Below are 21,500 nucleotides of genomic sequence, written 5' to 3' on the forward strand. Positions count from 1 at the left end.
CATGAGTCTGAACAGGCAACTGATCAGCAGGGGATTCACTGACCTCGAGAAGAGCACCCGTTTCCTTGCCGCTGCCGAGCTGACCGATATACCGGAAGATCGGCTTTTTGCGGGACTGACTCTTGCGGCAAATCCGGATCTGGCTCTGCAATCCCTGGTGCGTCTGCTCGCCGTTCAGCCGGAACTGGGTGAGCTGCTACGCAAGGAGGACGCCGATCCGGAAGCCCTTTTCCGTCTGTTGGGAGCTTCGGAAGCACTCGCAGAGTTCCTCATGCGCCATCCGGAGCACTCCGAGGTGGTCCGTGTCCGGCCCAGTGCCGAGCCGGGAACCGTTGACGCGACCTTGTTGCGCTCCTCCCTTCTGGAGTCTGTAGGTGCGCGCGCGAGTGACAGGCTGCCCGTGGCAGCAGCGACGGGGGAGGAAGCATACCGCGCACTGCGCACACGCTACCGCCGGCATCTCACCGAACTGGCAATCCGCGACTTGAGCGCTGCTTCACCGACCGATTTCCTTCCCGCGGTCGGCCAGGAACTGTCCGACCTTGCTGCCGCAGCCCTTGAAGCAGCGCTGGCTGTAGCGCGGGCGGAGCTGGCGGCCACGTTGCCGGCCGCGGACATCGAGGCCGTGCGGCTTTCCGTGATCGGAATGGGCAAGTGCGGAGCCGGAGAGCTGAACTACATCTCGGACGTCGACGTCATTTATGTGATCGAGGCAGACGATCTGGCAGAGGACTCCGCCGTGCGTATCGGGACGGCCCTCGCCGCGGGCATCTCGCGGGCAGTCACGTCTGCGGGACGGGAACCCGGGTTGTGGGAGGTTGACGCCAACCTTCGCCCTGAGGGCAAGGACGGGCCCCTTGTCCGTACCCTTGAATCCCATCTCACCTACTACTCGCGCTGGGCACAAACCTGGGAGTTCCAGGCGCTGCTCAAGGCTCGGCCGATTGCGGGGGACCCTGATCTGGGCGCGCGCTATTCCGACGCGGTGTCCGGCCTTGTCTGGACCTCTTCCGAGCGCGACGGGTTTGTTGAATCCGTGCAGGCAATGCGGAGGCGCGTGACCGAAAACATCCCATCCCATGAGGTGAACCGGCAGCTGAAGCTTGGTGCAGGCGGACTCCGGGACGTGGAGTTCACTGTGCAGCTACTGCAGCTGGTTCACGGAAAAGTCGACGAAACCCTCAGGACCCGCGCCACCACCGCAGCTATAGCCGCGCTCAGTTCGGCGGGGTATATCGGCCGGCGTGATGCCCAGGAGTTCGACCAGGCATATCGCTTCCTGCGTGTTCTCGAACATCGCATCCAGCTGGTTCAGATGCGCCGCACCCACCTGATGCCGGAAGATGAAGCAAACCTGAAGGCCCTCGCGAAATCGTCAGCGAGTGCGCTACTGGAGACCCGCCCCACTGCAGCAGCGCTCACCGAACAGTGGCAACAGACCAAGCGCCTCGTGCGACGTCTGCACGAGGCCATCTTCTATCGGCCACTGCTCAACGCCGCGGCGAACCTCAGCGCTGACGAGGTCAGGTTGACGCCGGAGGCAGCACGTGCGCGGCTCGCCGCGCTCGGTTACCTCGACCCGCGTGGTGCCCTGCGCCATATCGAAGCTCTGACGTCGGGGATCAGCCGTCGATCATCCCTGCAGCGACAGCTGCTGCCGGTCCTGCTTGACTGGCTCGCTGACGGTGTGGACCCGGACGCAGGGTTACTCGGTTTCCGGCGGCTGAGCGAGTCGCTTGGCGAGACGCATTGGTACCTGGGAATGCTCCGGGACTCCAAGGCGGCCGCGGAGCGGCTGTGCCACATCTTGTCGTCCAGTCGATTCATCACGGATTTGTTGGAGGTTTCTCCGGAATCGACGAAGTGGCTGGGATCGGACAAGGAGCTGATTCCTCTGCCGTTTGCAGCGCTCTGGCAGGAGATCCAGTCGAAGATGTCCCGCCATCCCGCTCCCAGGGAGGCCATGCGGCTCATCCGGTTGATGCGGCGTCGTGAGATCCTCCGAATTGCTATCGCGGACAGCTCCGGGCTGCTGCAGCAGGAGGATGTTGGCCCTGCGTTGGCCGATGTGGACCGGGCTGCCGTCCTCGGCGCGCTCAACGTCGCTGAAGCGGAGGTGTACGCCGGAGAGCAGGCGCTGACCGACGTCGTCGTCATCGCCATGGGACGCCAGGGCGGGCGTGAGATTACCTACGGTTCGGATGCCGATGTCATCTATGTCCATCGCCCGCGGGACGGGGCGGATCCCGCTATTGCTCAAACCCAGGCTGAAAAGATCGTCGGGCGGCTGAGACAGCTCCTCCAGCAGCCCTGTACGCCGCCCATTCTGGCCGAACGGATCCTGGAGATAGACGCGGACCTGCGTCCAGAGGGCAAGCAGGGTCCCATGGTGCGCTCCCTTGACTCGTTCCGGGAGTACTACCGCCGATGGTCCCTCGTGTGGGAATCACAGGCGCTACTGCGCGCCTCGCCGATGGCGGGTAACGACGGGCTTGCGTCGGACTTCCTGGAACTCGTCAGGCCCCTGCGCTACGAACGCGACGTGACTGAGAGCGACCTTCGTGAGATCCGCCGCCTCAAAGCCCGAATGGAGGCGGAGCGGCTGCCGCGCGGCGCCGACCCGTCGCGTCATGTGAAGCTTGGGAGGGGCGGGCTCAGTGACGTCGAATGGCTCATCCAGCTGCTGCAACTGCAGCACGCCCGTAGCATACCGTCGCTGAGGACAACCTCGACCCTTGAAGCGATGGATGCAGTCGAGGAGCACGGACTCCTGCCGGCCGACGACGTCGCCACCCTGCGAGCGAGTTGGCGGCTTGCCTCCCGGGTGAGGGCCGCGAACACGGTGTGGGGAGGCAGACAGGCTGACCTTTTGCCCTCCTCCCGCAGAGACCTTGAAGCGGTGGCACGCTGGTGCGGCTACGGTCCTGGACATGGCACGCAGCTGGAGGAGGACTATCTGCGGCTTACCCGGCGAAGCCGTGCGATTTTCGAGCGCTATTTCTATGGCTACGGCGACTGACGCGCTCATCGCGTTGAATAGAACTCATCGCCTTAAACGGAAACAGGGCCGCACGTGAGTGCGGCCCTGTTCTCTCAAACTCCTAGACGCCGTAGTACAACTCGAACTCGTAGGGATTCGGGCGTGCTGCAAGCGGGGTGATTTCCACTTCACGCTTGTAAGCAATCCAGGTGTCGATCAGGTCCTGTGTGAATACGCCGCCGGCCTGCAGGAATTCGTTGTCGGCTTCCAAAGCCAGCAGCGCTTCCTCCAGGGACCCGGGGGCCTTCTGGATATCCTTGGCTTCCTCCGCGGGAAGCTCGTAGAGGTCTTTATCGATCGGGTCTGCCGGCTCGATCCGATTCTTGATTCCGTCAAGACCGGCCATGAGCTGCGCCGCAAACGCCAGGTACGGGTTGGACGACGGGTCCGGAGCGCGGAACTCGATTCGCTTTGCCTTCGGGTTGGATCCGGTGATCGGGATGCGGATTCCGGCCGAGCGGTTACCCTGCGAGTACACCATGTTCACTGGAGCCTCGAAGCCCTTCACCAGGCGGCGGTATGAGTTCACCGTCGGGTTGGTGAAAGCGAGGACCGCCGAAGCGTGCTTGAGAACGCCGCCGATGTACCAGCGGGCAAGGTCAGACAGGCCGGCGTAGCCACGCTCGTCGTAGAACAGGGGCTCACCGTTGCTCCACAGCGACTGGTGGCAGTGCATGCCGGAACCGTTGTCACCGAAAATCGGCTTGGGCATGAAAGTTGCAGACTTCCCCCAGGCATTGGCAACGTTCTTGACGATGTACTTGAACTTCTGCAGGTCATCTGCAGCATGGACCATCGTGGTGAACTTGTAATTGATCTCCGCCTGTCCGGCACCGCCGACTTCGTGGTGCGAACGCTCAACCTCGAGACCGACAGCGTCGAGCTCAACACAGATTGCGTCACGGAGGTCCGCCTGCTTGTCCACGGGGGCAACAGGGAAATAGCCGCCCTTGAACGGCGTCTTGTTGCCAAGGTTCCCGCCGACTTCCTCACGGCCGCTGTTCCACGGGGCTTCGATCGAGTCAACCTTGTAGAAGCTGCCCTGAGGGCTGGATTCGTACTGAATGTTCTCGAAGATGTAGAACTCCGCCTCAGAAGCGAAGAACGCGGTGTCTGCGATGCCCGTAGAGGACAGGTAAGCTTCAGCTCGCTCCGCTACGCCACGCGGATCCCGGTGGTACGGATCGCCTGTGCGGGGATTCACAATGGAGAAGTTCAGCGCCAGCGTCTTTTCGATCCGGAACGGGTCGATGAATGCGGTGGTGACATCGGGAATCAGCTGCATGTCGGATTCGGCAATGCCCTGAAATCCACGGATGGAAGATCCGTCGAACAGCTGGCCGTGGACGAAGAAATCGGCGTCGACCGACTTGGCCGGGACGTTGAAGTGCTGCTGCACTCCCGGGAGGTCGGTGAATCGGACGTCGACGAACTTCACATCTTCGTCGGCGATGTACTTGAGGACTTCGTCCGCATTCTTGAACATCGGATTATGCTCCTTACGCATATTCGGGGAGAGCGACCGGGGCCGGTAGCGCGGGGGAGATGCCACACGGCTCGACCTGCTGCGGTCGCAACAGCCTCCACACTATGAATGCGCAGTTACCCACTGGTGTCGCAATTGTTTCCGGCGTGTAACTTAAGCCGGCAGCTACGCATACGTTCTCTGGGTTCCACCTTATCGGTCTCTCCTGGTTCCTTGCGCGGCCGTTGCTTGTGGGCCGCCGGGGCTGGACGCGGCAGCAGTTTCCCGTCGGTCAGGCGCCGGAGCCTGCAGGATAGAGTGGGACGGTGGTTGACCGCAGAGACATCAGTTCGTGGCTGGAAGGGCCGCCGTCGCGCGGCGAGAATCATTGGCCGGGACAACGACTCGGCAGGCCAAGGGACGGCGCTGGTTCAATCGCCCGCCCTGGACGCCGGTTGGGTGCGCTGGCCATCGACTGGGCCTTGTGCAGCCTGATCTCCGCGGCGTTCTTCGGCTACGACGGCACAGCAACACTTGGCATTTTCGCGCTCGAGCAGATGCTGCTGGTCGGAACACTCGGTTACAGCATCGGTCACCGCGTGTTCGGCATGCAGGTGCAGCGGCTGGAGGGCAGGCCGGCTGGATTTGGCGCCGCCATAGTCCGGGCACTGCTGATCTGCCTGGTGATTCCAGCAGTGGTTTTCGACGAGGATCAGCGCGGTTTGCACGACCGCGCCGTTGGCACATTGCTCGTGCGGATCAGCTGATTGCTGGTACGGTTAGCGGCCCCGCATGGCTTTCCGATCGGGGCGAGCCTTGAACGGGTCAACGCCCTTGGGGATCGGCATCCGTGTGCTCAAAGCGCTCAGGCGCTTGTCAACGGCGGAAACTTCCTGACGGGTGAGGTTCTTCTTCATCTTCTGAAGCGTCTTTGAAACGCGCTGCAGCGGAACCTGCCCTTCGCCCTTTCCTGCGTGCACCACGTGGACCGGCACACCGGGCACGATCCTGTTCATCTTGACCCGTTCGGCATTGACGAGTTGCTTGACGCGGGCCACCGGACCTTCAGCCACAAGAACGATGCCGGGGCGTCCGATGGCACGAAAGACAGCGTCCTGCGTACGAGCGTTGACGGCCACCGGCTCGTCCTTCAAAATCCAGCCACGGCGTAACACACTGAGCGCCGCTCCGGCGGCGCCGGGCTTCCCCTCGATCTGAGCAAACGCTGCGCGTTCGGCACGCCGGGACAGGATGAAGAGTGCAGCGAGAAAGGCCAGCGGGATCGCAATGATCAGCATGGTCACCACATTGCGAATCAGGAACCCGATGAGAAGCCCAACGGCCACTACGGCCAGGAAGGCGAGCACCATGATCCAGATAACATTCGGATCGTTGCGCCGGGTCATCGAGAAGACCTCGCCGATGCGCTTCAGCGTCCCCTGCTTCTTTGGGGCCTTGCCTTCCTTCGGTTTACGTGAAAAGAGGCGGCGCCGTGGGCTCGTTCCGTCAGCGTTGGAGGTGTTGTTGGAGCTGTTGTCAGTGCTGTTGGCCATAGTGTCTTAAGTCTACGTGATGCACAACGCGCACCGGACGCCCACGGCGATCCGCGAGCGTCCGGTACGGGCACCAATCGGTGGCGGTCTGCTAACCGACCATCAGGCTTTTCGCCTCCTGCAATGTGGTTCCCGAGTCCTCGATATGTGCAAGCTGGGGCGGGAGCTCGAGGCCCTTCTTCCGCATTGCCCGTGCCCAGAGCCGTCCCGCGCGATAGGACGAGCGGACAAGCGGGCCGCTCATGACGCCGAGAAAACCAATCTCGTCGGCCTCCTGCTGGAGCTCGACGAACTCCTGCGGCTTGACCCAGCGATCCACCGGAAGGTGGCGTTCGCTTGGGCGCAGGTACTGAGTGATCGTGATCAAATCGCAGCCGGCAGCATGAAGGTCGCGGAGCGCCTCCGAGATTTCGGCGCGCGTCTCACCCATTCCGAGGATCAGGTTGGATTTCGTGACCATGCCCTGGTCTCTGCCCTGGGTGATGACGTCGAGGGACCGCTCGTAGCGGAACGCGGGACGGATGCGCTTGAAGATGCGCGGAACCGTCTCTACGTTGTGAGCAAACACCTCTGGTTGTGCGGCGCAGATCTCGGTGATGTGCTCCGGCTTGCCGGAGAAATCCGGAATAAGGATTTCGACGCCGGTTCCCGGGTTGAGGGCGTGAATCTGGCGGATGGTTTCGGCATAGAGCCAGACTCCCTCATCTTCCAGGTCGTCACGGGCCACGCCCGTCACCGTCGCATAACGCAGATTCATCGATTGAACCGACTGCGCAACCTTGAACGGCTCACTGCGGTCAAGCGGTGCAGGGCGCCCAGTATCGATCTGACAGAAGTCGCAGCGGCGGGTGCATTCGGAGCCGCCGATCAGGAACGTTGCTTCCCGGTCCTCCCAGCACTCGAAAATGTTGGGACATCCTGCTTCTTCGCAGACGGTGTGCAGCCCTTCCTTCTTTACCAGGTTCTTCATCGCCACAAATTCGGGGCCGATGTTCACCTTGGCCTTGATCCAGTCCGGTTTACGTTCGACGGGAACCGCCGCGTTCCGTGCTTCGACGCGCAGAAGGCGCCTTCCCTCGGGTGCCAGGCTCAAAGTAAAGCTCCTTCCGACCGGTCGTTGCCGACGGTCTGGTCTGTCTCGGTAACCGGGGCACTCTCCTCGGGATCGAGCACCAGTGACGTCTCATTGTTGCGCAGCTGCTCTTCGACGCGCGAAACGATGTCAGCTGGAGCTACGGTTCGGCCGATCTCTTCCGAAATGCTCGTGACTCCTGCATCCGTAATGCCGCAGGGCACGATCTGGGCGAATGGCGCGAGATTATTGCTGCAGTTGATAGCGAAGCCGTGCATCGTTACGCGCCGGTTGATGCGGATACCGATCGCAGCAATTTTCCGGGCGGGTCCACGGTGGTCCGCTGCCAGCCAGACACCGGATCTCCCGTCGATACGGATGCCCGCGATGCCGTAATCGGACAGGACAGCGATGATGACGTCTTCGAGTATTGCAACGTAGTCGACAACCCGCGTGGGTTGGGGTAGGGCAAGGATCGGATAGCCCACCAACTGGCCCGGACCATGCCAGGTGAGCTTGCCGCCCCGATCGACGGGTACAACAGGGGTGCCGTCAAACGGCTTCTCGTGCTCTTCGGTCCGTTTCCCCGCGGTGTAGACAGGAGAGTGCTCGAGGAGGAGGACGGTGCTCGGCGCGGTTCCGGCGACGACTGATTCATGCAGAACCTTTTGCCGGTCCCATCCTTCGAGGTAATCAACGAAGTGGGGATCGAATCCGATTCGGGAGAACTCCAGCGTCATTCCTCCAGCGTAGACCCGCCTGCTGGGATCTCCCATTCGGATGGGAGGTGTGGGTGTGGATAACTTCTGCAGAGTTTTCACGATTGACGAAGACTGGTCGCCATGGACAATTTCCTTCGCCAGACCGCGGCCGCACGGGCAGCGACGTCCACGGGTGGTTCCGAGGTGCACCGACCTCCCATCGTGAACGGCTTCCGCACGGAAAGGCTGCTCGGCGTCGGCAGCAGCTCATGTGTGTGGCTGGTTGAGGATCGAAACACCGGTGCCCCGAGGGCACTCAAGGTGCCCCACACATCCGCTTCCAGCGCCGAAGCCGGTCCGGCGGAAGGCTCAGAAGGCTCGGAAGGCTCAGAAGGCGCAGAAAGCTCGGAGGGGCTGTCGAAGCTGCGACGGGAGATGGCCGTCCTGGGGACGCTGGAACATGCTCATCTCCTCGGCGTCCATGGCATCGTATCGACTGACCTCGGCCCTGCAATCCTGCTGGAGCATGCCGGCGGCGGGTCGCTGCTGAACCTGGTGACCGCTCGTGGACGGCTGAGCGTGGGTGAGTGTATTACCGTCCTTGCGCCGATCGCACAGGCACTGGCCTACCTTCACTCCGCTTCGGTCCAGCACGGCGATGTGTCGCCCGGCAATGTCCTGTTCAGCGCCGAAGGGAAGCCGCTGCTCGCAGATCTTGGTGTAGGGCGGCTTCTCGGCGAGGCAAACTCCCGGACGCATGGCACGGACGGGTTCTCGCAATCCGTTCTGGAAAGCGGGTTGCCGGCCGGTTTCGCCTCAGATGTTTACTCGATCGCCGCGATCGGCTGGTACTCACTCACCGGTCGCCCACCCGGTCCGGCAAGGGAAAGGGTGCCGCTGCCGCTGCTCGTGCCTGACGTACCTGTCGAACTGCTCAATATTCTTGAAGCTGCGCTGCACGACGATCCGCAGAAACGTCCCACGGCCGGTGAGGTGGCAGACGCTGTGCTGCATTCTGCCCCGCCGCAACCCCTGGACCTCGTCGCAGCTGTTCATCCGTCCGTGCTGCCGCAGCTCCTGACACGGCGGGCGCCTGGTGACGAGTTACGTGTCCGACGGGGTCGGTTCTTCGTAGACTTCACAGCGTTGCCCGCGTTGAAGCCGCGCCGGCGCCGAGCTACCCGGAGCACGAATGCTTCGAAGGACGGGCGTCGAAGTGCACGGCGCCGGAAGGGTTCCCGGGCCGGATGGGTTTCGGTCATGTTCCGCGTCGTTCCCTTTCTACTCGTGCTCTGTGGAGCTCTGCTGGTCGGTCCGCAGCTGTTGGACATGATCGGCAGCGAAACGAACGACGCCGGGCAGGAAGCAGCCGCTGTTGAGGATTCCATTGGAACCGGCGCGCAGGTCGGTTCGGAAAAGAGGGCGTCGCGGCCGGAGGCTCCGGACACGACGAGCGGCACCGGCCAGAGCATGGGACTCTCCGCAGAAATGCGGCAAAGACTGGCTGATGCGGATCCAGTGAAAGCACTGTCCGCACTCGTAGCCGTGCGAGCCATGGCGCTGGCAACCGGAGAGGCGGACCTGTTGTCCCACGTGAACGTCGAGGATTCAGCCGTGATGAGCGCCGACCGGGAGATAGCGATGGGGCTCCAGGAACGCGGCCACGTTTTTCACGGCCTGAGCATCCGTCTTCAGGAGACGGCGCTGACAGACGCCGTCGCCATTCCGGAGGGCGCGGCTGCGGTCGCCGCCACGGCCATCATGTCGGGGTACACCGAGATGGACGGCTCGGGAGCCGCTGTGCGGGAGGTAGAGGAATCGACGCCCCAGGACCTTGTTTTCGTTCTGGTCAGGCAGGAGGATGCCTGGAAAATCGCAAGTGTGCACAATTCGGGCTCCGGCTGAGAGTGGGGGACCTGTGGTTATGATCGGACAATGGCTCCCTCTCACTACCTGCGCTATCCGCATCTGTCCGGAGATCTCGTCACGTTCGCAGCCGAGAACGATGTCTGGGTTGCTCCCGTCTCAGGAGGACGCGCCTGGCGGATATCGGCGCTTCAGCAACCCGTGCGAAACCCGCGTTTATCACCGGATGGCTCCACCATCGCCTGGACCGTCGTGCAGGGCTCCGCGCCCGAAGTCGTTGCCGCGGACACGGACGGCGGAAATTTCCGACGGCTGACCTACTGGGGGCATCAAAGCACCAGGGTGAAGGGGTTCACCGCGGACGGCCGAATCATCGCAACGAGCGCGTTCCGCCACGAGGATCCCAGGCACACCTGGGCCTACACGCTGCCGGTGGATGGATCACCCGGCAGCCTGGTGCCCTACGGACCGCTCGATGCGATTGTCCACGGAGAAGCGGTGGGGGACGAGCGTCCCATTGTCATCGGCAGCGTCATGACCCGGGAGCAGGCCTGGTGGAAGCGTTACCGAGGGGGTACCGCGGGCAAGCTCTGGATGGACCCGGACGGTTCCGGCGACTTCAGCCGCTTCCTTCCGGAGCTCGACGGCAATCTGGCGGATCCGATGTGGGTTGGCGGCCGGCTGGCGTTCCTTTCTGATCACGAGGGATACGGCAATCTGTATTCCGTGACAGCGAATGGGCAGGATCTTCGGCGCCACACAGACAGTGAGGCGTTCTATGTGAGGCATGCCAGCACCGACGGAAGCCGCGTTGTGTACGAGTCCGCCGGCAAGCTCTGGCTACTCGACAGCCTGGATGCTGAGCCGCGGGGTCTGGATATCGGACTGGGCTCGGCGTCTACGGGCCGTCGCCCACAGCCGCTCAATGTCGCGCGGCACCTTGCGGCGGCAGTGCCGGTCACGAACGGTGGTGCAAGCGTCGTCGAGTCGCACGGCACGCTGCATCTGCTGACCCACCGTGACGGACCATCCCGGGTTGTGGACGCGACCGCCGGTGTCCGTGCGCGGCTTGGTCGCCCAGTCGGCGACGACCGCGTTGCGTACGTAGCGGATCACGGTGGCGAGGAGGCCCTCTACATACGCAACGCGTTCGAGGTAGACATTCCCGCCAACAATGAAGCCTTACGACCGGAACCCGCGGCAGCGGATGACGGTCTGCCCGCGCCGGTGCCGGCAACACAGCCGGACGGCTCCAGCACGCAGCAGGAGACGGGTGATGCAGGGGATGCAGACCGCGCCGCCGACGCCGTCGTGGTCGTCGCGCAGGATCATGCGGGCGGTACAGCCCTTTCGCGCGTTGCATTCGAGGGTCGGTTCAGGGCGGGCAATCTCGCGGTCAGTCCGGATGGGAAGACCATCGCTCTTGCCGGCGAGATGGGTGAAATCCTCATTCATGAGGTGGGTACCGAGGAGATCTTCACACTGTCCACGACGTCCCACGGCGCCATCGACGACCTGGCGTTCTCGCCCGACTCGTCCTGGCTTGTCTGGACGGAACCGGTCACAGGCGAGGGCGCACGCACACGCATCCGGCTTGCCCGGACGACACGTGAGCCGGAAATCTTGGACGTCACGGACGGGCGCTTCCGCGACCACGCGCCGTCGTTCACTCCTGACTGCAGGTTCATCGCCTTCCTGTCTGACCGAAGCTTCGACCCGGTGTATGACACCCACCGCTTCGACCTCAGCTTCCCTGCCTCGACCAAACCGTTCCTGGTTGCACTTTCAGCCGGTACGGCCTCCCCGTTTGGCCCCACCGTGCACGACCGGCCAACCCGGGTTGAGGACGGGGAGGCTTCCACGCCGGCTGTTGAAGTGACGGCGGAACGCCTGGCCGAACGGATCATTCCCGTGCCGGTGACGCAGGGGTCCTATGAGGGCCTCCGCGCGGTTGAGAACGCTTTGCTCTGGGTGGCAGCGGACACAATTGGAATCACCGGAGACGGCCGCGCCACTACGGATGCGAAAGAACCCGCGAAACGACTTGAACGCTTCGACCTGACCAAGCGCGAAACCGCCACCCTGGTGCAGGAGGTTGACTCCTTCGAGATCAGCGGAGACGGCAAGAGGGCTGTGGTCCTCCACGCGGGCACTGTCACTGCGGTACCGACCTCCGGTCCGGCAGACGCTGATTCTGCTGAGCGGGTCAGCGTGGACCTTAACCGGATCCGCGTTCTGCTCAATCCTCCGAGCGTGTGGCGCCAGGCGTTCGAGGATGCATGGCGCCTTCAGCGCGATTTCTTCTGGGCGGAAGACATGGGCGGCCTGGACTGGCTGGCAATTCGTGAGCGCTACCGGCCGCTGCTGGACCGAATCGGGTCCCACGATGACCTTGTGGACGTCCTGTGGGAACTCCACGGTGAACTCGGTACCTCCCATGCCTACATCACCCCCGCGCAGGCCAGCGAGCCGGGAGCGGGTGCTCAGGGATTCCTCGGGGCCGAGCTCAGCCGGTCCGATCGGGGATGGAGGGTGGACCGAATCTTCGCCGGTGAATCATCGGATCCGCAGGCGGCCGCACCGTTGGCTGCGCCGGGAGTTGCGGTGGAGCCCGGGGACATCATCCAGGCGGTCGACGGGGTACCTGTACCACCCGAACTTGGTCCGGCTGTGCTGCTTACCGGAGCAGGCGGGCGGGCTGTGGAGCTTACAGTCGCAAGGCACGACGACGGCGGCGGGCAGCCTGCGGTGCGTCGGGTGGCAGTTGTACCGCTACGAAGCGAGGAGCGGTTGCGTTATCAGAACTGGGTCAACGCGAATCGCACCATCGTCCATGAAGCCTCGGACCAGCGCTTCGGCTACCTGCATATTCCGGACATGGTGGCTCGTGGATGGGCTCAGCTCCACAGAGACCTCGACCGCGAAACCGCCAAGGACGGACTCATCATCGACGTGCGACGCAACCGCGGCGGGCATACGTCGCAACTGGTTGCCGAACTGATCGGCCGGAAGGTCACCGCCTGGTCGCTTCCGCGGGGCGAGCAGCCCGGCACGTACCCGGCGCATGCACCCCGTGGTCCGGTGGTCGTGCTCACTGACGAATTTGCAGGCTCTGACGGCGACATCATCACCCAGGTCGCGAAACTTCGAGGTATCGGCCCAGTTATCGGGACGAGGACGTGGGGCGGCGTCGTCGGAATCGACGGCCGGTTCAGTCTCGCTGACGGTACCGGTGTCACGCAGCCGCGCTACGCCTTCTGGATGACCGGCGGCATCGAGTGGGGAGTGGAGAACTACGGGGTGGACCCTGATATCGAGGTGCCTTTCCCGCCGCACGCCTATGCCTCGCTTCAGGACCCGCAGCTGGAGCACGCCGTGGGTATCCTTCGCGAGATGCTGGAGGAATTACCGACGGACGTGCCGCCGGTCCTGGAAAACCATCCGCAGCTGGCACCGCCGCCGCTGCCTCCGCGTCGCTGATTTCTGATATCAGCACTGCGCCCCGGCACCTTTGAAGGTGCCGGGGCGCAGTGCCTTGCGTCAAGACGCGTGGGGTCAGGACTCGAGAGTCGCATCCAGCGAGATGCTCTTCACGCCGGCAAGGGCCTGGGAAACCGGGCACCCCGTCTTCGCCTCGTTTGCGAGACGCTGGAAGTCTTCCTCGCTCAGGTCCGGTACGGTCGCCTTCAGAGTTAGCCGGATGGCGGTGATTCCTTCGCCTGGCTGGAAGTCAACCTCTGCCTTCGTCTCGACCCGGTCCGGAGTCTTTCCTTCGCCGCCGAGCGCGTGGCTGAAAGCCATGGAGAAGCATGCCGAGTGTGCTGCTGCAATGAGCTCCTCCGGGCTGGTCTTGCCTTCAGCCTGCTCTGCCCGCGCCTTCCACGTGACGTCGTAGGTGCCAAGCCCGGAGGTGTCCAGTGATACCTGACCCGATCCCGTCGGCAGATCGCCGGTCCAGATGGTGTGTGCTGAGCGTACGGTAGCCATGAGTTCTCCTGTTCGATGGTTGGATCATGTGCACCGGACAGGGAGTCCGGTGTTTCGGTTACAGGCCGAGATCTGCCTCGAATGCCCCATCCTCAAGGCGGGACTTCAGCGACTGCAGGAACCTGCCCGCGTCAGCGCCGTCTACGAGACGGTGATCGTAGGTGAGGCACAGGTACATCATTGACCGGATGGCGATGGTGTCCTCGCCGTCAGCGTCGGTGACAACCACCGGACGCTTGACGATGGCTCCGGTTCCCAGGATGCCGACCTGGGGCTGGTTGATGATCGGGGTGTCGAACAGGGCTCCGACTGAGCCGATGTTCGTGATGGTGAAGGTTCCACCGGAGAGCTCGTCCGGACCGATCTGACCATTGCGGGTGCGCGCACCGACATCGGCAATCTTCTTGGCGAGACCAGCGAGGTTCAGGTTTCCGGCATCGCTGATGACCGGGACCAACAGTCCCTTCTCGGTGTCCACAGCGATGGCCAGGTGCTCAGCATCGTGGTAAGTGACTTCCTTTGCCTCTTCGTCGAAGGAGGCATTGAGTTTGGCATGCTGCTTCAGTGCCTCTGTCACAGCCTTCGCGATGAACGGCAGGAAGGTCAGCTTCGCGCCATTCTGTGCCTGGAAAGTCTCCTTCGCCTTCGAACGCAGGCGGGCGACGCGCGTCATATCGACTTCAATGACCTGCGTGAGCTGTGCTGATACTTCCAGGGACTCGCGCATACGGCGCGCGATAGTCTGCCGGATGCGGGGAGCCTTCTCTACTGTGCCCCGCAGTTTCGAAGCTGCCGGGGCGGCGGCAGGTGCGGGCGATGCAGCGGCAGGAGCAGCGCTCGAGGGAGCGTCCTGCTGGGGAGCCTTGGCGGACTCGGCTGCCTCGAGTACATCCTGCTTCCGGATGCGTCCACCGACTCCGGTGCCCCTGATCGAGCCCAGATCCACTCCATGCTGATTGGCGAGCTTGCGGACCAGGGGAGTGACGTACACAGAATCTGAGCTCGATGCCTGTCCCGCGGATGCCTGGGCGGGCGCGGGAGCTTCCTTGGCAGGAGCAGCCTGAGCGGGTTCGGCGGGTTCCGGCTTCGACTCGGGTTCGGATTTCGTTTCCGCCTCCGCTGGTTCCGCGGTGGGCTCTTCACGCTCGGTCGACGCTGCGGCGGCCACCGGTTCCGCTGCTTTGGGTTCTGCCTGCGCGGGGGCAGCACTGCCGGATCCGATGACGGCGAGTACGGAGCCGACTTCAGCGGTCTCGTCTTCACTGACCCGAATTTCCTGCAGCGTCCCGGCAACAGGCGACGGGATTTCCGTGTCGACCTTGTCGGTGGAAACCTCAAGCAGGGGCTCATCCACCTCCACCTCGTCGCCGACTGCCTTGAGCCAACGAGTGACGGTTCCCTCGGTCACACTTTCTCCGAGGGCCGGGAGTGTGACTTCAGTTCCCTCTCCTCCGCCCTGGTCGCCGCCCGATTCCGCAGGTTCCTCAGCGGCAGGGGCTTCAGCGGGCTCGTCGGCCTGTTGTGCAGGCTCCGAGGACTGGTCGTCTCCGGAATCCTCAGCAGGGGCTTCGGCTCCTGAGCTGTCGCTGTCCGATTCGTCCGAACCGCCCGTGCCGTCGCCGATCCGCACCAGGGGAGCACCGACTTCGGCGGTCTCGTCTTCAGCGACAAGGATTTCCTCGATGACCCCGGCTATCGGGGAAGGTATTTCGGTGTCGACCTTGTCAGTCGATACCTCGAGCAGGGGCTCGTCGACCTCGACGCGGTCGCCGACCTGCTTGAGCCAACGGGTAACGGTACCCTCAGTGACGCTTTCGCCCAGGGCCGGTAAGTTCACGGATTCAGACATGGTGTCCGGTTCTCCTTGTTCGTTCTACCTTCGACCGCCGGTACCGGGAACAGCCGGTCGGTGTGAGGTTGCCAGTGATGCTTTATATGGAGTGTGGTGCCGCTGTAGGCGGCGGAAGTTACGTCAGCCGTGAAGCGGTTTGCCGGCGAGCGCCAGGTGCGCTTCACCCAGCGACTCGTTCTGGGTGGGATGCGCGTGGACCAGTTGGGCTACGTCCTCGGGGTAGGCTTCCCAGTTCACGATGAGCTGTGCCTCGCCGATCTGCTCGCCCATCCGGGTACCGATCATGTGAACGCCGACAACCGGGCCGTCTTTCTCCCGGACCAGTTTTACGAGGCCGCCGGTGCCGAGGATGGAACTCTTGCCGTTGCCCGCAAGGTTGTATTCCTGCGTTTCAACCCTGTCATCGCCCAGCTTTTCCCTGGCAGCCTTCTCGGTTAGGCCCACTGAGGCAATCTCCGGTTCGCAGTAGGTGACCTTCGGGATGTTGACGTCTTCTACGATGACGGGCTTCAGCCCAGCAATCTCCTCCGCAACGAAGATGCCCTGCTGGTACCCGCGGTGAGCGAGCTGGAGCCCGGGAACAATGTCACCGACTGCGTAGATATTGCCGACGCCGGTGTGCAGCCGCTCGTTGGTAATGACGAAACCACGGTCGAGCGTGATGCCGGCATCTTCGTAGCCCAGGCCGTCAGTGACGGGACCGCGGCCTACCGCGACCAGCAGCAGATCTGCTTCGAACGTCTTTCCGTCGGCGAGGGTGACCTTCACGCCGTCGTCGCTCTGCTCGACCTTTTCAAAGAAGGTGCCGGTATTGAACTTGATGCCGCGCTTCTTGAAGGCGCGTTCAAGGTTCTTGACGATGACAGCATCCTCATTGGGAACCAGCGAGGGCAGGCCCTCAATGATCGTGACGTCAACTCCGAACGACTTCCAGACTGACGCAAACTCACAACCGATAACGCCGCCGCCCAGCACGATGGCGCTGGAGGGAATAGTGTCCATGGTCAGCGCGTGATCGGAGGTGATGACCTTGCCGCCGATTTCCAGTCCCGGCAGGGAACGCGAGTACGAACCGGTGGCAAGGACGATGTTCTTGCCGGTGTAGGTAGTGCCGTCAACCTCAATGGTGTTGTGGCCGGTCAACTTGCCTGCACCCTCGATGACGGTGATGCCCTTGGCCTTGATCAGCCCCTGCAGGCCCTTGTACTTGCCGGCGATGATGCCATCCTTGTAGGCGTTCACGGCCGTCATGTCGATCGACTCGAACGTCGCCTTGATGCCGTACTTCTCGGCGGACCGCGCACTGTCTGCGACCTCGGCCGAGTGCAGGAGGGCCTTGGTGGGGATGCATCCGTTGTGAAGGCAGGTCCCTCCGAGCTTGGCCTTTTCAACCAGCCCGACCGTAAAGCCGAGCTGGACGGCGCGAAGAGCGGCGGCATAACCTCCGCTGCCTCCGCCCAGTACCAGGATGTCGAATTCTTGCGCAGTTGCCGTATCGGCCACTTGGACGCTCCCTCGCGTGATCGGTGACGCACTTAGGTTCGCGCGTCGGATGATGTCTGGCGGAATGCTTGGTGTGATCTGGGTTTACCCTATCGCCAGATCACACCATCAGCCACTTGGTGAAGGGCGAAGCACACCCTCGTGTGTCGAGTCTCACCCCGGGGGGAGTACCGGTTCAGACCGACTGTTTCCCGGCACGTTCGACAACGTCCTCCACGTAGGCCACGAGAGTTCGCACCCCAACACCGGTTGCGCCCTTGTGGGTGTAACCGTAGGCACCGCCTTCGTTGAAAGCGGGACCGGCAATGTCGAGATGGGCCCACGGGATCTTTTCGCCATTCACTTCTCCGACGAATTCGCGGAGGAAGACAGCGGCGGTCATCATGCCGCCGAACTTCTCACCGACATTTGCGATATCCGCAACCGTCGAATCCAGGGTCGGGCGCAGCTCCTCGGGCAGCGGCATGGGCCAGAACTGCTCGCCTACCCGGTCCGCTGCAGCTTTCACAGCGTCCCGCACGCCGTCGTCGCCCATCACGCCGGAAACGCGTTTGCCGAGGGCGACCATCTGGGCGCCGGTGAGGGTCGCTACGTCGATGATCGCATCGGGGAATTCACAACTCGCTGCGGCGAGTGCGTCGGCCATGACAAGACGTCCCTCGGCATCGGTGTTGAGCACCTCGACGGTGCGGCCGCCAAAGGTAGTAAGCACATCGGAGGGGCGCTGTGCCGTGCCTGAAGGCATGTTTTCCGCCAGGCATAGCCAGCCGCTGACGCTGACCGGCAGACCAAGCTGCGCGACGGCCGCAACGGCGGCAAGCACGACGGCGGCGCCCGCCATGTCCAGTTTCATGGTCTGCATCCCGGCGCCCGGCTTAAGGGACAAGCCGCCCGAGTCGAAAGTGATTCCCTTGCCCACCAGTGCGAGGTTGATTTTCGACTTGGCCGGCGTGTATTCGAGCTTCACAAGTCTCGGTGGCCGGGATGATCCTTTTCCGACCCCAAGGATTCCGCCGTAACCGTCCTTCTCAAGCTTCTTTTCGTCAAGGACAGTGACCTTGACGGGCAGCCCCTTCACATAGTCCCGAGCGAATTGGGCGAACGACTCGGGGTAGAGGTGGCTCGGCGGCTGGTTGACGAGGGTACGGGTTGCGTTAACGCCGCGCCCGATGGCCCGTGCACGCTCAAGCGCCGCATTCAGTGCGCGGTCCTGTGCGGCGGGGGTGAGGATGGTGACCCGGGACAGAGCCTTCGCCGAAGCGCGCGGTGCCTTGCCGCCTGCGGCGGAGTAGTGCTCCGTGTAGCTGTAGCTGCCAAGGAGGATCCCCTCCGCGATGGCAGCGGCCTGCTCAACTGTGGCCGCGGGCAGGGCCACAGCGATACTCTCCACGCCGCCCAGTTGGCGCGCGGCGGCTCCGGCAGCCCGACGCAGTCTCTCGTCGGATAGCGGAATTCCTGCGGTGGTGCGCCCGGTGCCGGCAAGAACCAGCACATCAGCGCCGGTTTCCGCCAACCCGGGGAAGCGGCGTACTTCGTCGGCAGCGCCCGTAACTCCCAGGGAGGGAAGGGTGTCGGTGAGCGCCCGGGCGGCCTTGGCCGAGAGCGGGTTGTCCAGCAAGACCGGACCGTCCGGGCTCTGGGCTGTTCCTATCACTAGGACCTCGCACGCGGATTTCTTGATGTCCCGCGAGATTGCGGTCAGGTGAATATCGCTGGTGTTGCTCACGAAGGTTCGTCCTCGCTTCCGATGGCTGGAGGTTACGTCAACGGTCGTGCGGGTTCCGCCGCGTCCGTTTGTTCCTATCGATCGTAGTCGCACCCTGTGACATGCGTCCTACCGGCGGGGGATGGGAATGACCGGAGCCTGCGGGCGCGTTACACGAACCGGGATCACCAGGCGCATCAACTAGGGTTGAAACGCACTGGAAAGAAGGCTCGCGGCGTTTGCCGCTTTCGCCTGGAGATGAGCTGAGGAGGAAGCAATGTTGGAGCCGCAAAGCCTGTACAACGTAAGCAACTCGATCAGTGATGACCCTTCGCTGCGGGGACTTCCGCTCATTGCAGGTTTCACCGGTTTCGTCGACGCCGGTCAGGTTGTTGCGCAGGTGCGCGATGAGTTGCTCGGGTCGCTGGACAACGAGGTTCTTGCGGTTTTCGATACCGATCAACTCATCGACTACCGCAGCCGCCGGCCGCGCGTCACGTTCGAACAGGATCATTTGAGGGACTATCAGCCGCCTTCGCTTGAACTCCTGGTCCTTCGCGACGGACTGGGCGAGAAGTTCCTCCTTCTCAGCGGGATGGAACCGGACCTGCAGTGGGAACGGTTCTGCGCCGCCGTCGCGCAGCTCGTTTCGCTCCTCGAGGTGCCCCTGGTCTCCTGGGTCCACTCGCTTCCCATGCCCGTTCCCCACACGCGGCCGCTCGGAGTTACCGTGCACGGCAACCGTGGCGACCTCATCGAGGGGATGGGGTCGGGGTGGAGGCCCACCGCGGAGCTGCAGGCGTCCATCGGGCATTTGCTGGAGCTGCGCCTCACGGAGTCGGGCAACGACGTCGTCGGTTATGTAGTGCATGTTCCGCACTATCTGGCCGAAGCCGAGTACCCGCCGGCCGCCGTCACTGCACTGGAATACCTCGGCGCCTCCATTGGTCGCGTGCTGCCCACCGACCGGTTGCGCGAAGCAGGCCGCGACGTGGAGCGGCAGATCGCGCGGCAGGTGGACAACTCTGCCGAAGTGCAGGGCGTCGTGTCCTCATTGGAGAAGCGCTATGACGAGCATTCAGACGGCTCGCGCCGGTCGCTGCTGGTCAAGCAGAACATGGAACTGGCCAGTGCCGACGAGCTCGGCGCCGCTGTAGAGGCGTATTTGTCGGGACCGCGCGCGGCTGACGAACTCGCCGAGACACTTGATAGCGCAGCCGACACACTTGATAGCGCAGCCGACGACGAAGACCCGCAAGCGGAAAGCACCGCGGCAGAGCCGGACGGCGACGGCCCCGCGGCACAGACCAATGACGGAGGCGAAACGACTGGCGACTGATCCCGCTGCAGGAACGGACCGGCGGGCCTGGCTGGTCTGGGGCGCCGGCGTCCTGGCGTACCTGATAGCAGTCACCCAGCGCACCTCATTCGGGGTTGCAGGAATCGAGGCAACTGAACGGTTCGACGCCACAGCTTCCGCGCTGGCGATCTTCACCGTGGCGCAGCTCGTGGTGTACGCAGGACTGCAGATTCCGGTCGGCGTCCTGGTCGACCGCTTCGGCCCGCGCATCATGATTGTCAGCGGTGCCGTTCTGATGACCCTCGGCCAGGTCCAGCTCGCGTTTGCCGAGTCAATCACGGCCGGCATCGTTGGCCGGCTGTTGGTCGGCGCCGGTGACGCGATGACTTTCGTCGCTGTGCTCCGGCTGCTTCCCGCCTGGTTCGAAACCAGGAGAATTCCCGTGCTGACTCAGCTCACCGGCATACTCGGCCAGCTCGGCCAGATCCTTAGCGTCGTCCCCTTCCTGGCCGTCCTGCAACTCGCGGGTTGGAGCACGGCCTTCCTCTCCGCCGCCGGCCTGGGCGTCCTCTCGGCTGTCCTGGGTGTGGCGCTGATCCGCGATCACCCGGAAGGGAATGACCAGCGGAGCCGCGCGACCCTGCGGCAGACAGGGGTCTCCCTCAGCGAGGCATGGAAGCAGCCCGGCACGCGCCTCGGCCTCTGGTGCCACTTCACGACGCAGTTTTCGGGCACGGTCTTCGTGCTTATCTGGGGCTATCCCTACCTGGTGAGCGCACAAAAGCTCGCCGCACCGACGGCCTCACTGCTGATGACTCTCTTCGTGGTGGTGGGAATGGTTTGCGGGCCGCTGCTCGGCGTGTACGTTGCCCGGCACCCGCTGCGCCGCTCGACCATGGTCCTGGCCATTACCGCGGCCACCGCCCTGGCCTGGCTGGTGGTTCTCACCTACCCGGGAACGGCTCCGGTCTGGCTGCTGGTCCTGCTGGTCGTGACGCTGGCCGTCGGGGGACCGGGGTCCATGATCGGTTTTGACTTTGCCCGCACATTCAATCCTGCTTCCAGACTCGGCACCGCGACCGGCATCGTCAACATCGGCGGATTCACGGCAGCGCTTCTCACGATGTTTGCCGTGGGACTGATTCTCGACCTCCTCCTCGCGAGCGGTTTCTCGAACGGCGACCTTTACGCGCTGGATTCGTTCAGAATCGCTTTCGCCGTGCAGTTCGTCGTGCTGGGAATCGGTACTGTCGCAATCCTGGTTCTGCGGCGCCGGGTGCGGGCCCAGCTGGCGCGCCAATCGATCATCGTGCCGCCGATCCGTGAGGCAATAGCAAGGGAATTACGACGGCGGCGCGAAGCCCGCCGGTAGCCACCTCCGCTCCACAACTCTCGAATCCACGGGATTTACCCACATAGTGTCGTTAGCAGGACGCAGGGCGGAGCTTTGGCGTCA

At 63.5% G+C, this 21,500-nt stretch carries 14 protein-coding genes; 6 read left to right on the top strand and 8 right to left on the bottom strand.

The window, feature by feature from the left end; translation table 11 throughout:
- Position 1 precedes the first annotated feature (1 nt).
- The gene (locus Q0877_RS00380; RefSeq protein ID WP_299165008.1) at positions 2-3,019 is read left to right on the top strand and encodes a bifunctional [glutamine synthetase] adenylyltransferase/[glutamine synthetase]-adenylyl-L-tyrosine phosphorylase; all 3,018 of its coding nucleotides are present in this window, start codon (positions 2-4) and stop codon (positions 3,017-3,019) included.
- An 82-nt stretch (positions 3,020-3,101) separates the two neighbouring features.
- On the opposite strand, the gene glnA is transcribed toward Q0877_RS00380, so the two are convergent.
- Entirely contained in the window at positions 3,102-4,526 is a 1,425-nt protein-coding gene (glnA, locus tag Q0877_RS00385; RefSeq protein WP_299165009.1) for a type I glutamate--ammonia ligase, read from the bottom strand.
- Positions 4,527-4,831: 305 nt separating this feature from the next.
- Between glnA and Q0877_RS00390 the strand changes: the two genes are divergently transcribed.
- Positions 4,832-5,272 (top strand): RDD family protein, encoded by a 441-nt coding sequence (locus Q0877_RS00390; protein WP_299165010.1) that lies wholly within the window; start codon positions 4,832-4,834, stop codon positions 5,270-5,272.
- 12 nt (positions 5,273-5,284) lie between these two features.
- Here the strand turns inward: Q0877_RS00390 and Q0877_RS00395 are convergent, their stop codons facing one another.
- The 3 genes from Q0877_RS00395 to lipB all read right to left on the bottom strand — a co-directional run bounded on the left by Q0877_RS00395 (position 5,285) and on the right by lipB (position 7,870).
- A complete protein-coding gene (locus Q0877_RS00395) occupies positions 5,285-6,058 on the bottom strand; it encodes a DUF4191 domain-containing protein (protein ID WP_299165011.1) in 774 nt (257 codons plus the stop codon).
- A gap of 91 nt (positions 6,059-6,149) precedes the next feature.
- The gene (gene lipA / locus Q0877_RS00400; RefSeq protein WP_299165013.1) at positions 6,150-7,151 is read right to left on the bottom strand and encodes a lipoyl synthase; all 1,002 of its coding nucleotides are present in this window, start codon (positions 7,149-7,151) and stop codon (positions 6,150-6,152) included.
- Positions 7,148-7,870, bottom strand: a complete 723-nt coding sequence (lipB, locus tag Q0877_RS00405; RefSeq protein WP_299165015.1) for a lipoyl(octanoyl) transferase LipB — start codon at positions 7,868-7,870, stop codon at positions 7,148-7,150. The genes lipA and lipB overlap by 4 nt, the downstream gene beginning before the upstream one ends.
- Positions 7,871-7,972: 102 nt before the next feature.
- Here lipB and Q0877_RS00410 point away from each other — a divergent pair, with 102 nt between their 5' ends.
- Together Q0877_RS00410 and Q0877_RS00415 are read left to right on the top strand one after the other, a co-directional pair.
- The gene (locus tag Q0877_RS00410) at positions 7,973-9,736 is read left to right on the top strand and encodes a serine/threonine-protein kinase (protein WP_299165017.1); all 1,764 of its coding nucleotides are present in this window, start codon (positions 7,973-7,975) and stop codon (positions 9,734-9,736) included.
- A 30-nt stretch (positions 9,737-9,766) separates the two neighbouring features.
- A complete protein-coding gene (locus Q0877_RS00415) occupies positions 9,767-13,177 on the top strand; it encodes a S41 family peptidase (RefSeq protein ID WP_299165018.1) in 3,411 nt (1,136 codons plus the stop codon).
- 75 nt (positions 13,178-13,252) lie between these two features.
- On the opposite strand, the gene Q0877_RS00420 is transcribed toward Q0877_RS00415, so the two are convergent.
- The 4 genes from Q0877_RS00420 to Q0877_RS00435 form a co-directional block, all read right to left on the bottom strand.
- Complete coding sequence (locus tag Q0877_RS00420; protein ID WP_299165019.1) at positions 13,253-13,684, bottom strand: OsmC family protein; 432 nt, start codon at positions 13,682-13,684, stop codon at positions 13,253-13,255.
- A gap of 58 nt (positions 13,685-13,742) precedes the next feature.
- Positions 13,743-15,533, bottom strand: a complete 1,791-nt coding sequence (sucB, locus tag Q0877_RS00425) for a 2-oxoglutarate dehydrogenase, E2 component, dihydrolipoamide succinyltransferase (RefSeq protein ID WP_299165020.1) — start codon at positions 15,531-15,533, stop codon at positions 13,743-13,745.
- 123 nt (positions 15,534-15,656) lie between these two features.
- Positions 15,657-17,039 (bottom strand): dihydrolipoyl dehydrogenase, encoded by a 1,383-nt coding sequence (lpdA, locus tag Q0877_RS00430; protein ID WP_299165021.1) that lies wholly within the window; start codon positions 17,037-17,039, stop codon positions 15,657-15,659.
- Positions 17,040-17,214: 175 nt separating this feature from the next.
- Complete coding sequence (locus Q0877_RS00435) at positions 17,215-18,765, bottom strand: leucyl aminopeptidase (protein WP_299165022.1); 1,551 nt, start codon at positions 18,763-18,765, stop codon at positions 17,215-17,217.
- 256 nt (positions 18,766-19,021) lie between these two features.
- On the opposite strand from Q0877_RS00435, the gene Q0877_RS00440 reads away from it, so the two are divergent.
- Both Q0877_RS00440 and Q0877_RS00445 read left to right on the top strand, forming a co-directional pair.
- On the top strand, positions 19,022-20,083 hold the full coding sequence (locus Q0877_RS00440; protein WP_299165023.1) for a proteasome assembly chaperone family protein: 1,062 nt from the start codon (positions 19,022-19,024) through the stop codon (positions 20,081-20,083).
- Complete coding sequence (locus tag Q0877_RS00445) at positions 20,055-21,416, top strand: nitrate/nitrite transporter (RefSeq protein WP_299165025.1); 1,362 nt, start codon at positions 20,055-20,057, stop codon at positions 21,414-21,416. The genes Q0877_RS00440 and Q0877_RS00445 overlap by 29 nt, the downstream gene beginning before the upstream one ends.
- Positions 21,417-21,500: the final 84 nt, after the last annotated feature.

It is taken from the genome of uncultured Arthrobacter sp., assembly GCF_947495145.1.
In the GTDB taxonomy this organism is placed as follows: domain Bacteria; phylum Actinomycetota; class Actinomycetes; order Actinomycetales; family Micrococcaceae; genus Arthrobacter_D.